A 12,951-nucleotide genomic window follows, 5' to 3' on the forward strand; every position below is an offset into this window, starting at 1 on the left:
AGGGGGGGCGTTCGATCTGGACAATTCAGCTCTCCTCGCGGTCTGTCGCTTCGGGTTCGGCTCTGGCGGGGGTCTCCTCGCCCTCGAAGAACAGCGGGGGGGCCTCGTCGCCGGCGCCGAGCGCCCCGGCGAGGGTGGCGAGGCTCTGCGCGAGCGCGCCGCGCTCGTCGGCGGGCAGGCGGTCGACGGCGGTGACGAGCTCGGCCTGCGCGGTGCGGGGCGCGCGGCGGAGCAGCGCGCGGCCGGCCGCGGTGAGCGAGATCTCGGTCCGGCGCGCGTCCTCGGGCGAGGCGCGCCGGGTGACCAGCCCTCGCTCGGCCAGGCGCGTCACCACGACCGACACCGAGCTCTGGTGCGTCAGCGTGCGCTGCGCGAGCTCGGCGATCGAGGACGCGGCGGCCTGATCGAGCTGCTGCAGCACGAACAGCTGCGCGCTGCTCAGGCCGAGCTGCCGCTCGCACGCGCGCGACGAGACGCGCAGGCGCTGCACGATCGCGCGGATCGCATCCATGACCCGCTGCGCGTCGGGCCCGCCGGGGGCCTGCCGCGCGGGGCTCTTCCGGCGCGCCGTCGAGGAACCATGGGCTCCCATATAATTGCGCGGAACCTACGCCGCTCGCCGGTCAACCGCAAGCAGTCTGCGGACCCCCCGAGGGGCATGGGCGGATCGAGGCGGGCCGTCCTCGACGGGGTGGGCCGCGGGCGGCGGTGGATGGCGGCGGTGCGGCGTCCGGCGCGCGGGCCCGGAGGCTGCGCGCCGGACGGACCGTGCGGGCGACGCTACGCGGGGCGTCGCCTGCGCGGGCGATCCAGGCTAAGAACCGGCCCTCCCATGACCTTCCAAGACCTCATTCTCACCCTGCAGAAGTTCTGGGCCGATCGCGGCTGCCTCATCGTGCAGCCGTACAACTCGGAGGTCGGCGCCGGCACCTTCAACCCGGCGACGTTCCTGCGCGCGCTCGGCCCCGAGCCCTGGAATGTGGCCTTCGTCGAGCCTTCCCGGCGGCCCGCGGACGGTCGTTACGGGGAGAACCCGAACCGTATGCAGCAGTTTCACCAGTTCCAGGTGATCCTCAAGCCGAGCCCGATCGACATCCAGGACCTCTACCTGGAGTCGCTGCGGGCGATCGGCACGAACCCGCTCGATCACGACGTCCGGTTCCTCGAGGACGACTGGGAGTCGCCGACGCTCGGGGCGTGGGGGCTCGGCTGGCAGGTGTGGATCGACGGGCTCGAGATCTCGCAGTTCACCTACTTCCAGCAGATCGGCGGGATCGACTGCCGCCCCGTGTCCGGCGAGCTCACCTACGGGCTCGAGCGGATCGCGATGTACCTGCAGGACAAGGACAGCATCTACGACGTCGTCTACTCGGACCGCGGCGGGAAGATCGTGCGCTACGGGGACATCTACCAGCGCGCCGAGTGGGAGTGGTCGACCTACAACTTCGAGGAGGCCGACATCGCCGAGCACTTCGCGGCGTTCGACGTCTGCGAGGCCGAGGTGAAGCGGCTCCTGTACCGGGGCGCGGATCCGGCGGCGAAGGGGGCGGCGATCGATCCGAAGAAGGCGCTGGTGCTCCCGGCCTACGATTTCGTCGTGAAGGCGGCCCACCGCTTCAACGTCCTCGACGCGCGGGGCGCGATCAGCGTCACCGAGCGGCAGCGCTTCATCGGCCGGGTCCGCGCGCTCGCGCGGGCGGTCGCCGAGACGTACGTCGCGCAGCGCGAGGCGCTCGGCTACCCGCTCCTCGGCGAGCAGCAGGCGAAGGCGGCGGAGTAGCGCGCAGCCGAGGCGGCGGAGCAGCGCGCAGCCGAGGCGGCGGGCAGCGCGCAGCCGAGGCGGCGGGCAGCGCGCCGTCGCCTCGGCCGAGCCCGCGCGTCGCGCAACCTCAGCCGGGAGGGTTGTCGGGGATGAAGTCGCGGCGGGTGCAGATCGCGACGACCGGCAGCCCCGCGGCGCGGATCGCCTCCGCGCCGCCCTCGAGGCGGTCGACCAGGGCGATCACGCCGACCACGGAGGCGCCCGCGGTGCGGAGCTTCTCGACCGCCTTCAGCGTCGAGCCGCCCGTCGTGATCACGTCCTCGAGGATCGCGACGGGCATCCCGGGCACGAGGCCGCGATCGCCCTCGACGAGGCGCCGCGAGCCGTGGTCCTTGACCTCCTTGCGCACGTAGAGCGCGGGGAGGGGGCGGCCGCGCAGGAAGCTCGTGAGCGACACGGCGCTCGCGAGGGGGCAGCCCCCGAGCTCGACGCCGGCGACGGCCTCGCACCGCGGGAGCGCGCCGAGCGCCTCGAACATGAGCGAGCCGACGAGGGCGTGGCCCTCGGCGGTCAGCACCGACTGCTTGCAGTCGATGAAGAAGTCGCTCTCCCGGCCGGACGCGAGGACGACGCGCTTCTGCTCGAACGAGCGCTCGCGCAGCAGCGCGACGAGCCGCTCCCGCTCCGAGGCGCCGGCGGCGCTCACCGGCCGCCCCGCTTGCGCAGCGAGGCCTTCGCGGCCCCCTTCCTGAGCGCGGGGACCACGGGCGGCGGCGGCCCGCCGGCGCTCTCGGCCGCCTCGGCCTCGTCACCCTCGCCGGCGGTCGAGCCCGACAGATCGGCCTCCTCGTCGTCGTGAGCGGCCGCGAGGCGCGGCTCCGGCGCAGGGGCGGGCGCGGGCCTCGCCTCGACGACCGGGGCGGGGCGCGCCGCCGGCACGGGGCGCGCGGGGGCAGGCGCGGCGCGCGGCGCAGGCCGGGCGGGCGGCGCAGGCGCGCGCTGCTCCGCCGGCGGACGCGCAGGCCGCGCGGCCGCGGCGCGCGGCGCAGGTGCAGCGGCGGCGGCCCGCGCCGGGGCGGGGGCGGCGGCCACGGCGAGCGGCGCGCCCGTGGTGACGTTGCCGCGCACAAGGGCGCCCGCGTGGATGCCGATCTGCGGCGCGCCGAGGTCGCCGACGACGCGCGCGCCGGGCTCGAGGATCACGGCCTCGTCGCCGGAGATGTTCCCGGCGACGGCGCCGCGGACGACGACGCGCCGCCCGCGGACGTCGCTCTGGATGAGCGCGCCCTCGCCGATGGTCACGTCGCCGGTCATGACGACGCTCCCCTCGACGCGGCCGAGGATCTCGAGATCCCCGTCGCCCTGCACGTTGCCGCGGATGGCCGTCGTCGGCCCGATCGAGGACTGGGCGGCCATCGGCTACACGTCCATGTCGACGTTGCCCTTGAACGAGGCTCCGTCCGCGATGGTCAGCCGCGACGCCTTCACGTCGCCGACGAGGCGACCGCCGGCGAGGAGATCGACGCGATCGGCCGCCGTGACGTTGCCGGTCACGTTGCCGCCCACCTGGAGCGACGCCGCCCCGATGTCCGCTTCGATCAGCGCCCCTGCGTCGATGGTGAGAGGCCCCTCGACGGTGAGCTTTCCGCGCACCGTCCCGGCGACGATCACCTCCTCGTCGGAGGTGATCTCGCCCTCGATCGTGAGCCCGTTTCCGATGATCGTACCCGCCACGTTCGTGCTCCTCGCCGCGCCCTCGCGGCGCGATTCTTCGTCCGTCAACGCGCGCTACCGCCCTGCCGGTTCGCGCCGGGGGGCCTGCCCGCGACCGCCGGTCGTCCGCTCCGAGAGCTCGGCCGGGAGGTCGAACTCCGCCTCGATGCGGCCGGCGAACGCCGCGCCTTCCTCGAGGATCACCTCGCTGCCGCCCACGTTTCCGGCGTACTGCGCGGTCGCCCGGATCGTGACGGGGCCGCGCGACACCACGTCCCCCGTGAGCTGGCCGGAGACGACGAGCGAGCTCGCCTCGACGTCCCCGGTGACCGTCGCTCCATCCTCGATCTCGAGGTCGCCAGCCAGCTGGATGTTCCCCTCGACGCTCCCCTCGACCCGGAGCGAGCCGTCGCCGTGGACGCGCCCGCGGATGCGGGCGCCCCGTCCGATGAGCGATTCGGCAGCGTCCGATTCGCTGCGCGTCGTTGTCGAGCCTCGGGCCATTCTCGTCTCCTGTGCGCGGGAGGGAGCCGCGCGAGCCGGGGCGCGCACCAGACCGCCCGGCTCGTCCGCTGGAGCTGGGCGAACTGGATCGCCCGGCCCCGCGGCGGCGCGGACGCTACTCCAAGCGGCTGCGCCTCGCAACCGGCGGGCGGGCTCGATGGCGGGGGCGCTCCATGGACTGACTGCAGGGGAGCCCTCGGGGGGAGGGGGCGTCGCGCGGGGGGGCGAGGGGGGCCCTCCCACGAACTCGCGCCTTTTGGTGGCAATGGCCGGCTGTACGGAGGTGGCGAGTCTGTGAGGCGTCGCTGCGATGCGGGCCGGCGCTCGGGTTCGTGGGGCCCTCCCCCTCGCCCCCCCGCACGACGCCCCCTCCCCCCGAGGGCTCTCTCCGGCGGGAAACGCGGAACGCGGAAGGAGAGCGCGGGGGGGCGGAGGGAACGGGGAACGATGCGCGGCGACGAAGGTTGCGAGCGCGCGGGGGTGGGCGCTTCCTGCGGGGCTGGCTCGGGTGATACGGTCTCTCTTGACTGGGCTTTCCTTGCTCGCGACGCCTGCTGTGCCCTGACGGCGAACCGACTCGGATGGCTCGGCGCGCGTCGTCCGTGGGGCGAGCGCAGACCAACCCAACCCGGGGGGTTCCTCATGCGGAAGATAGCTATCGTGGGGTCTGGACAGGCCGGCCTGCTCGCGGCGCACGCCCTGGTGAAGGCCGGCTACGAGGTGACGCTCTACTCGGATCGCACGCCCGAGCAGTGGCTCAACGAGTCGAAGCCGACCGGCATCGCGGCGCGGTTCGACGTGGCGCTCGCGTTCGAGCGCGAGCTCGGCCTGGCCTTCTGGGAGGACGCCGCCCCCAAGGGCCAGGGCGCCCAGGTGACCGCGTGCGCCGCCCCGGGCAACCGCCTGCTGACGCTCGCGGGCCGCCTGGAGCGGCCCTTCTTCGCGATCGATCTCCGGCTCCAGAGCCACCGGTGGATGCTCGAGCTCGAGCGGCGGGGCGGCAAGATCGCGATCGAGCCCGTCACGATCGCGCGGCTCGACGCGATCGCCGCCGAGAACGACCTCACCGTCGTCGCCGCTGGACGGGGCGATCTGTGCAACCTGTTCGAGCGCGATGCCGCGCGCAACGTCCATTCGGAGGCGCAGCGCAACGTCGTCATGATGTGCGTGACCGGCCCGAAGCTCGGGTTCGACGGCATCCCCATGCTCCCGGTCAAGTTCAACCTGTTCGCGGGCATCGGGGAGGCGTTCTGGGTGCCCTACCACCACAAGGACGTGGGACCGAGCTGGAACTGTCTCTTCGAGGCGGTGCCCGGAGGGCCGCTGGACAGGTTCCAGGGCGCGAGGTCAGGAGAGGAGATCGTCGCGATCGCCAAGGGGCTGATGAAGGAGCTCATCCCCTGGGACTACGAGTGGTTCAAGGGAGCCGAGCTGTCGGACCAACACGGATGGCAGAACGGGCGGGTCGTCCCCGCGGTGCGCAAGCCCGTCGGACGGCTGCCCTCCGGCCGGATCGTGACGCCGCTGGGCGACACGGCGATGTCGATCGATCCGATCGGCGGCCAGGGGGCCAACAACGGCAACAAGATGGCGCGCAACCTGGTCGAGTGCATCGTGCAGCACGGCGAGCGCCCCTTCGATGCAGACTGGATGACGCGCACCTTCGATCGCTTCTACGCGCGGCACGGCGGGCCCACCGACCGGTTCAACAACATCCTGCTCGCCGGGGTGTCGCCCCCGATGGCCCACCTCCTCATGGCGCAATACGGCAGCGACGGGCGGGCGGACAACACGAGCGGGCAGCAGGCGCTCGCCAACGCCTTCGTGAACAACTTCAACGATCCGGCGCGGCTGACGGCGGTCCTCGAGGACGTCGGGCGGGTGCGCGCCTTCATCCGGCAGACGACCGGGAAGCCCTGGCCCCTCGCGCTCGCCGCAGGGGGCGTGGGCGTCGGCATCGCGCAGGTGCGGCAGCGCATCGGGCTCCTGCCCGGGCACCCGGCGTAGCTCGCCACGGTTGTACGTGGTCGCGGAGATGGCTCCGCGACGGCTACGTCAGGACGGCGGCGTAGCGCCCGCTGAGCGTGACGATGACGGCGGGCCGCGCCCCGGTCGAGCAGCGGGAGCTCAGTGGTTCCCGAAGGGCCTGCTGAACCAGACGTTCGCGATCGAGCCGAGCCGCTCGGCGACGAGCGCCGCCGTCGCCGTGTCTCCCGGCAGCACGAAGACACGGAGGCCGGCGATGGAGGCATCGGGCGCCCATGCGTGCAACGCCGAGCCGACCGCCGGCTCCTTCCTGAGCGCCTCGAGCGCTTGCTGCGCGAGCTCCCTCTGCTTCCGCGTGTGACAGCCGGGACGCAGCTCGACCGGGACGCGCCTTGGAACCGGGATCTGGGCCTGAATCGATGCCCAATCCTGGAAGTCCGGCTCGAAGACGACGACGATCGACCGCCGCTTCCGCTCGGGCACCACCCCGATGAACGACGGGTGTTTCGAGAGCAGATCGTGCAGCGGCTGGTAGTCGGTCACGCGGAGCGCCGGCCATGCCATCTCGCCGGCCGGGCTCGTGCTGCCGGGCGCCTGAGCCTCCGGCTCGCAGTAGGGCTGCAGGTTCACGCCGACCGCGTGGTCCCCGGTGATCTCGTGCTGCGCGCGCTGGATCGTCTCGAGGGTGACCGGGCTGAAGGCCGCTCGATCAACGGCGGGAGGGACATCGTTCGATCGACTTGCCGCCGGGGCGGCCTCCGGCCTCGAGGACGACGGCGCGGCCGACGTGGAGGCCGGGGCTCCCTGTGGTTTCGCGCCGGTGGTCGCTGCATCGCCGCCGCTCCCCGGTGTACGAGCGTTGCACCCGGCCACGAGGAGGAGGGAAGCGGCGAGCGGTCGGGCCGCGGCGAGGCTCCAATCAAAACGCAACGGTGACTCCTAGCTGAGATTCGATGTCGCCGACCGAATGAAACCAGGTCTGGTCGAAGGGGGCCACCACGAACCCGGCGATGTGCATCCCGACGATCGCAGCGTTCCCGGAGCCGACGGGGATGTAGATCGGCGCGCCGGAGTCAGTGGGAGCCGCGATGTTGACGCCCGTCCGGCGGCCGAACCACACGTTCGAGCGGGCACGCCCGTCGATGACCCAGGTGGACTGCATAGTGAAGATCTCGACGCTGCACTTGGCCAGATAGTTCCTGCCGCTGAACCACACGGCCTGCCCGTTCGCGGGGGCCACCTTGGTCGTGACCGGTCGGGTGACTGGGCAGCACGGGTCTGTGTGAATTTGCGCGGAGTATGTCTCCGGCGGGAACGAGGGACCGATGTACACCATGTCCCACGCCGTCGTGTTCGCGGGGAAGTGGCCGGCTTCACCCCAGAACTCAGGGCCGGAAAAGACGAATTTTCCCGCCGCGCTGACGCAGTGCCCCGCCGTGACCGCGCCACGAATGAGCCCCCAGTTCACGACGAACCCCGCGGTGCAGATCCCAGGAGCTCGCCACGGTTCTACGTGGTCGCGGAGATGGCTCCGCGACGGCTACTCCAGGACGGGGTGGTACCGCCCGCTCGGCGTGACGATGACGTGGGCCCGGAGCGGGACATTCAGCGCGTAGGAGAGATCGCGCAGCTCCTCGGTCATCGCGTGGTCCTCCGCGGTCGGCGTCGGATCGCCGCTCGGGTGGTTGTGGGCCAGGACGAAGCCGACGGCCGCCATGTCCAGCGCCGTGCGCAGGATGGTCGAGCGGCCCGCGTGGACGGCGTCGTCGACGCCGCGGGCGAGCATGCGCGTCTCGCGCACGCGGCCGTGGCTGTCGAGCGCCGCGATCCAGAGCTCCTCGTGGACGAGGTGCGCGAGCCTCGGCCCGAAGTACCGCGCCACGCGCGCGGCGTCGGTGAGGAGCGCACCTCGGCGAGCCCGCGCGGCGTGGGCGCGGCGGCCGAGCTCGAAGGCCGCGGCGAGCCGGGTCGCGTCGAGCAGCGCGATCTGGGTTCGCTCGGCGATGGCCGCCGGAGAGAGGCGACCGAGAGACGGGAGCGCGGCCGTGCCGAGGACGCGCGGCCCCACGGCCGGGATGCCGAGCACCATCTCGATCAGGCCGGCCTCGGTCGCGGTCGGGATCTCGGCCGCCGTCTCGGCGGGGGCGTCGATGGGTGCGCCGCTCATCGGGGCCACCTCCGAGCGCGGGTGAGCGAGCGGGCGAAGAGGCGGCGAGCGAGGCGGAGCCGCGTGGCCACCGTCGGCCTCGGGATCGCGAGCGCCGCCGCGATCTCGCGCGTCGTCAGGCCGGCGGCGGTGAGCGCCAGGACCTCGCGAAGCTCCGCGCGGAGACGGTGAAAGGCGCGGAGCAGCCCGCGCGCGACGATGCGCTCCTCCGGCGAGGGAGCTGCGAGGGGAGCGAGCCGATCGGGATCGACCGCGGGCACCTCGTGCCGGCGGTACGCCTTGTCGCGGTGGTGCGACGCCTGCCGCAGGGCGACCGCGGCCAGCCAGGCGCGCAACGCGTCGCCCGGCGGCTGATCGGGGGACGGCCGGAAGCGCCCGGCGCGCATGCTGCAAAAGGCGCCGAGCACGGTCTCCTGCGTGACGTCGTCGAGATCCGCGGCGCGGACGCCGCGGGCGCGTAGCGCGCTGCGGATGAACGGGCGCTGCGCGAGGAGTGCGGAGGCGTCGAGGTAGACAGCGGGGTGCGGCGATTCTCGATGGGGCTTGGGCGGGCGGGCGAGCTGGCCGCGCGCTGTGGAGCGCAGGCGGCGGCGTGAGGGCGGATCGATCTCTTGGCCCTGTTCGGGGCGTGGACGTACCGTTTCCATGTCGGACCTCGTTGCTGCGGGGTTCGGCCACGCTGCCCGGACGGTTGGCGCCGTCGCGGGCAGCACTTGCTTGTGGGGAGCCTACGTGCTGCCGAGGAACCCAGCAATCCAAATATGCCATATGAGGCGCTATTCCAGATCGGACGAGAGCCGACTCCTTCGCCATGCCTGATGCGCGGCTGGACGAGGTGCTTCGCTCCATTGGGGCCAACGTCCGCCGCATCCGCGAGAAGCGCGGCATGACGCAGCAAGAGCTCGCGGACGCGGCCGAGATAGCCCTCCGCTTCCTGCAGAAGGTCGAGCACGCCCAGACGAATGTCGGGGTGGCTATCCTTGTGAGGCTGGCCGACGTGCTGGGCGTCCGTCCTGGGGTGCTGTTCCGCCAGCGGGAGCTTCCGCCGGTCAAGCGGGGCCGGCCACGCAAGGCGCGACCCCGCGCGTAGTGATCCCGAACGTTGGGCAAGCGCTTCGAGGCCGCTGCGGAACGAGGCGGCGCCCACGTTACGTGCGTGGCGCGCGGCATCGCCCATGGCACGCCGACGCCCAGAGCCTGAGCCGCCCGCCTGCTTCGGCACGGAACTGCCCCGGTGGGCGTGACGATGACGGGATCGGCGAGGGGGATGCCCATCGCGAGCGCGCGGCGTGGACGCTTCGGCCGAGCTCCAGTCGTCCGGTGTGAAGCCCGCACGAACACGCGCTGGTCTCCTTGACAAGGCGGGGCAGGCGTCAGCTACGCTACGTTTCCACGATGAGTGGGGCCGGCACGACGGGGTGGGGTCGGAGCTCAAGGCGCTCCCCGCCGACGTGGCGGTCAGCGGCGAAGGGGGCTGATGACGCCGAGAGGGCCACGGTCAACGATGTGGATGTCGATCCTCGTGGTCCGCCCATCTTTGTGGCCAAGCAGCGTCTGGATCGTCCGGATGTCGATGCCCGCCTCGATCAGGTGGGACGCGAAGCTGTGGCGGAGGGGTCGGCATGTCGCGCGCTTGGCGAGCTCCGCGGCGCGTCCGGCATCGTGCACGGCCCTTTGCACTGCCGATATTGGTCGTCGATCGAGGTCGACGTCTTTGATGCGAATCGAAAGCGCTTCGAGGAGCCGGAGGCCGTTTCCGTAGAGGAGCTCGCCGATGAGCCGAAATGGCGGGACGAAGTCTTCGAGCAAGGTGAGGGTCTCCTGTCGCGAGAGGACCGAGGGGAGGTGCTCCGGCCGGCGTGCGCGTTCGAGCGCTTCGAGCCGGGGTATCTGCAGGTCGAGAACCCGCTTGTAAAGGAAGAGGAGCGCGCACAGCGCTTGGTTCTGCGTGGATGCCGCGGTGCGGCGTGCGACCGCAAGCTCGTCAAGGAAGGCTGTGACCTCTTCCGCGCCCATCTGCCGTGGGGGCTTGCCGCTGTGGAAGCGGATGGGTACCCAGCCGTCGGCGTGAATCTTGCGCGACGACACACCGTCGCCGTCCGAGACCCAGCATCGGGAATACGTAGATACGCAGCGGCGGTCTATCTCCGCAATCCCGCGGATAGGCTGCGGAAGGTCGCGGCCTATCCGCGGGATTGCGGAGATAGGCCATGATGGGCCGCGACTTATCCTCGGGAATATGGAGATAGGGTGCCACGGTTCGCGGCCTATATGTGAAAATGCGTAGATATGTCATGCATCACAGCTAATTGCGACGTTGGGCCGCGGCACGTTGAGGCTGGGACACCAACCCCACCCTGCTGGAGGTCCTGGCGTCTAGCAGACCTATCCAAGAGGATAGAAAGCACGACCGTTCGCCTCTTTAGGCGCAGAAATCGTTGGCATGGCAGCTGTAGGGGCGCTGCTGCTGGAACATGAAGGCGCGGCCGACCCTGCCGAACGGCATCAATGCTGGAGACCCAATGGCGCGAAGTCCGAAACTTGAGCACGTTAGATCGAAGGTTCAAACGCGCGGAGATATCCGCGAGGTTGGTTCGAAGTACCTGTCGCGGCTGCATCCCGTCGTACACCATATGCATCAAGTGCTCGGCCGTCATTCGGATGACAAGAGCTCGCTTCAGATTGGCACGCGGCAATACGTGATCGCACTTGCCGGCCACCTTGAAACCTTCTTTCGCGACATCTTTCGATACATCCTCGAAAACAATCCAGAAGTCTACAACCAGATCGTTCAGGGGGAGCACATTCGCGTGCCTGTGGAGCGTGATTTGGCAGCTCATGGAGTCAATCGCCACGACTTCGTCGCTGAGGCGTTTACGTTGCAGAGCGCCGGATCTATCGCGAGCGCTCTCGACCCCCTGTTTTCGCCGAAGGGGTTCCGGTTCGCCGTCGAGCACTCGCAATTAGAATACGCGGTCCCTGCCAGATCGGCGATGGGTCGCGGCTTTCCGCTGTCCGCATTCCCCGACTGGTGGCAAGACCTCTCGAAGATCCTCGATTTGCGGCACGAGTTCGCGCACGACGCCAACTCCACTGCGTCCGTAGACGCCTTCGAAATGGCGAGACTGGAATCGCTGGCAGTACTTTTGCCTCAGTATGTGACGATCATGGTGGGCGCTGTTCGCCTCGTTGCCGGAAGCCCGTGTCATGAAGAACTTCCAGTCATGCTTCTGGTCGAAGACCTGCTCGCGAATGACTGGCAAATCGTACCGACGTCTGATCTTTCGACCGACGCGGCCCAACAACCCGCTGCACCCGACGAGGCGGGCAGCCGCGCTCCGCGCGGCAACCCGCCCCGCGGGTGAGCGAGGATACGTTAGACTGAGATCAGGCGGGCGCCCCCTACGACGCAATCCGCCTTTCAACGCGACGATAAAGTCGGAGCAGTAGCATGGATGATATTCTCGATGACCTGGTGCGATTAGCTCGACGCTGCGAGCGTGCGGCGAACACACTTGACGCCGAGCCGATCGCGTCGATGTGCGCCCGTCTGCGCACCGCGGCCGACAGCGTTGGCCGAGCGGCCTCGGGCGGATGGCTGGGATATCATGCAAACATATATATCGAAGACCTGCGACCAAAGACGGCTCGTGACTACTTCGACACCGAGTGGGGCAGCGAAGGCGCGTACAGCAATCAGACCCAAGGTGGGCCGTGGGTCATCTACGAGTACGAACCTCTTCTGGAAGAGATCAAGAGACGGGCTCAGGTTGACGACACCAGCGTGATCGAACGAACTGCCGAGGCGGTTGGCGAGGTTTTCACCGAATGCCGCGATGAGCTGCTTCCAACCATCGACGCGCTCCTTAGCACCAAGCCTGACGAGGCGATCAAGAAAGTGCGCGGCAAGGTGTCGTCCCTCAAGCCGTATCACACGGAGATGGAGTTCTTTCAGGCTCTTGTGTCAGGGAAACAGTTCATGTCTCGAGACGCTCGCGCAACATCGGGAGGCATCCAGGCGCCACCACATGTCAAGGTCGGCCTTTGGCTGACCTCACAGCTCTCTTACCGAAACAGCGCGCAGGAACTGGCGAAACACGCGCGTTATATCGCGAAGTACCTTGAGAAGACCCGAAAGATGAAAGGCAAAACTGTGGCAAAGACGGACGGCAAGATTTTTATCGGTCATGGACGATCCCGCGTGTGGAAAGACCTGAAGGACTTCCTCCAAGATCGACTCGGTCTCACGTGGGACGAGTTCAATCGTGAGGCCACCGCAGGCGTCTCCGCCAAGGAGCGCTTGGAGACGATGCTAGACGAAGCGTGCTTTGCATTCATCGTCATGACTGCGGAAGACGAGCAAGCGGACAAGACCAAGCATGCGCGCGCAAATGTCATTCACGAGGTCGGGCTCTTTCAGGGTCGCCTTGGTTTCAAACGTGCAATCGTTCTGCTCGAACAGGGTTGTGAGGAATTCTCGAACATCACCGGACTCGGTCAGATCCGGTTCCCTCCTGGCGATATCGCGAGCAAGTTCGAAGAGATTCGCTTGGTCTTGGAGCGTGAGAAGCTCGTGTAGCGAGCGCTGCCGGGAAATATGCGATACGTGGCACGCTTCCAGTCTAACTCGCGCATGGATCTGACGGCCGGGACTCGCGGCTCATGCGCACGTTGGGCAGACCAGTGCGACGACTACCCGCCAATATGAATCCCGCCTCGACGAGCCCCTGGGGCCGGACAACGTGGCAGGACCGTGCAGAAGTGTCCCGGCGGGGCATGCGGCCCTGCGCCATGCACGGCAACCCAGCGCCCCCTCCTT

Annotated in this window: 15 protein-coding genes; 5 read left to right on the top strand and 10 right to left on the bottom strand. The window is 69.6% G+C overall.

Annotation, left to right across the window (positions count from 1 at the left end; all coding sequences use genetic code 11):
• Positions 1–25: 25 nt before the first annotated feature.
• Positions 26–592 carry a MarR family winged helix-turn-helix transcriptional regulator gene (locus WMF34_RS02435; RefSeq protein WP_437992285.1) on the bottom strand — a complete coding sequence of 189 codons (567 nt, stop codon included), beginning with the start codon at positions 590–592 and terminating at the stop codon, positions 26–28.
• 240 nt (positions 593–832) lie between these two features.
• Here WMF34_RS02435 and glyQ point away from each other — a divergent pair, with 240 nt between their 5' ends.
• On the top strand, positions 833–1,780 hold the full coding sequence (glyQ, locus tag WMF34_RS02440; RefSeq protein ID WP_012233080.1) for a glycine--tRNA ligase subunit alpha: 948 nt from the start codon (positions 833–835) through the stop codon (positions 1,778–1,780).
• Positions 1,781–1,889: 109 nt separating this feature from the next.
• On the opposite strand, the gene pyrE is transcribed toward glyQ, so the two are convergent.
• The 4 genes from pyrE to WMF34_RS02460 are packed head-to-tail and all read right to left on the bottom strand — an operon-like array spanning position 1,890 to position 3,979.
• Positions 1,890–2,468: an orotate phosphoribosyltransferase gene (gene pyrE, locus WMF34_RS02445; protein ID WP_012233081.1), complete on the bottom strand. Its 579-nt coding sequence runs from the start codon at positions 2,466–2,468 to the stop codon at positions 1,890–1,892.
• Positions 2,465–3,178 carry a bactofilin family protein gene (locus WMF34_RS02450; RefSeq protein WP_437992286.1) on the bottom strand — a complete coding sequence of 238 codons (714 nt, stop codon included), beginning with the start codon at positions 3,176–3,178 and terminating at the stop codon, positions 2,465–2,467. Before WMF34_RS02450 ends, pyrE begins: the two co-directional genes overlap by 4 nt.
• A 3-nt stretch (positions 3,179–3,181) precedes the next feature.
• Positions 3,182–3,496: a bactofilin family protein gene (locus WMF34_RS02455; RefSeq protein WP_012233083.1), complete on the bottom strand. Its 315-nt coding sequence runs from the start codon at positions 3,494–3,496 to the stop codon at positions 3,182–3,184.
• 54 nt (positions 3,497–3,550) lie between these two features.
• Entirely contained in the window at positions 3,551–3,979 is a 429-nt protein-coding gene (locus WMF34_RS02460) for a bactofilin family protein (protein ID WP_012233084.1), read from the bottom strand.
• Positions 3,980–4,621: 642 nt separating this feature from the next.
• On the opposite strand from WMF34_RS02460, the gene WMF34_RS02465 reads away from it, so the two are divergent.
• A complete protein-coding gene (locus WMF34_RS02465) occupies positions 4,622–5,986 on the top strand; it encodes a styrene monooxygenase/indole monooxygenase family protein (RefSeq protein ID WP_437992287.1) in 1,365 nt (454 codons plus the stop codon).
• 120 nt (positions 5,987–6,106) lie between these two features.
• On the opposite strand, the gene WMF34_RS02470 is transcribed toward WMF34_RS02465, so the two are convergent.
• The 4 genes from WMF34_RS02470 to WMF34_RS02485 all read right to left on the bottom strand — a co-directional run bounded on the left by WMF34_RS02470 (position 6,107) and on the right by WMF34_RS02485 (position 8,779).
• Complete coding sequence (locus tag WMF34_RS02470; RefSeq protein WP_437992288.1) at positions 6,107–6,895, bottom strand: hypothetical protein; 789 nt, start codon at positions 6,893–6,895, stop codon at positions 6,107–6,109.
• A complete protein-coding gene (locus WMF34_RS02475) occupies positions 6,885–7,433 on the bottom strand; it encodes a hypothetical protein (protein ID WP_437992289.1) in 549 nt (182 codons plus the stop codon). Before WMF34_RS02475 ends, WMF34_RS02470 begins: the two co-directional genes overlap by 11 nt.
• Positions 7,434–7,505: 72 nt before the next feature.
• Positions 7,506–8,132 carry a JAB domain-containing protein gene (locus tag WMF34_RS02480; protein WP_437992290.1) on the bottom strand — a complete coding sequence of 209 codons (627 nt, stop codon included), beginning with the start codon at positions 8,130–8,132 and terminating at the stop codon, positions 7,506–7,508.
• Positions 8,129–8,779, bottom strand: coding sequence for a sigma-70 family RNA polymerase sigma factor (locus tag WMF34_RS02485; protein WP_437992291.1), 651 nt, complete (start codon positions 8,777–8,779; stop codon positions 8,129–8,131). Before WMF34_RS02485 ends, WMF34_RS02480 begins: the two co-directional genes overlap by 4 nt.
• Positions 8,780–8,943: 164 nt before the next feature.
• Between WMF34_RS02485 and WMF34_RS02490 the strand changes: the two genes are divergently transcribed.
• Positions 8,944–9,222, top strand: coding sequence for a helix-turn-helix domain-containing protein (locus WMF34_RS02490; RefSeq protein ID WP_437992292.1), 279 nt, complete (start codon positions 8,944–8,946; stop codon positions 9,220–9,222).
• A 368-nt stretch (positions 9,223–9,590) separates the two neighbouring features.
• On the opposite strand, the gene WMF34_RS02495 is transcribed toward WMF34_RS02490, so the two are convergent.
• Complete coding sequence (locus tag WMF34_RS02495; protein ID WP_437992293.1) at positions 9,591–10,220, bottom strand: tyrosine-type recombinase/integrase; 630 nt, start codon at positions 10,218–10,220, stop codon at positions 9,591–9,593.
• A 386-nt stretch (positions 10,221–10,606) separates the two neighbouring features.
• On the opposite strand from WMF34_RS02495, the gene WMF34_RS02500 reads away from it, so the two are divergent.
• Both WMF34_RS02500 and WMF34_RS02505 read left to right on the top strand, forming a co-directional pair.
• Complete coding sequence (locus WMF34_RS02500; RefSeq protein WP_437992294.1) at positions 10,607–11,497, top strand: HEPN domain-containing protein; 891 nt, start codon at positions 10,607–10,609, stop codon at positions 11,495–11,497.
• 86 nt (positions 11,498–11,583) lie between these two features.
• Complete coding sequence (locus tag WMF34_RS02505; protein ID WP_437992295.1) at positions 11,584–12,711, top strand: TIR domain-containing protein; 1,128 nt, start codon at positions 11,584–11,586, stop codon at positions 12,709–12,711.
• Positions 12,712–12,951 lie beyond the last annotated feature (240 nt).

The organism is Sorangium sp. So ce145, from assembly GCF_051525985.1.
GTDB lineage: Bacteria > Myxococcota_A > Polyangia > Polyangiales > Polyangiaceae > Sorangium > Sorangium cellulosum_B.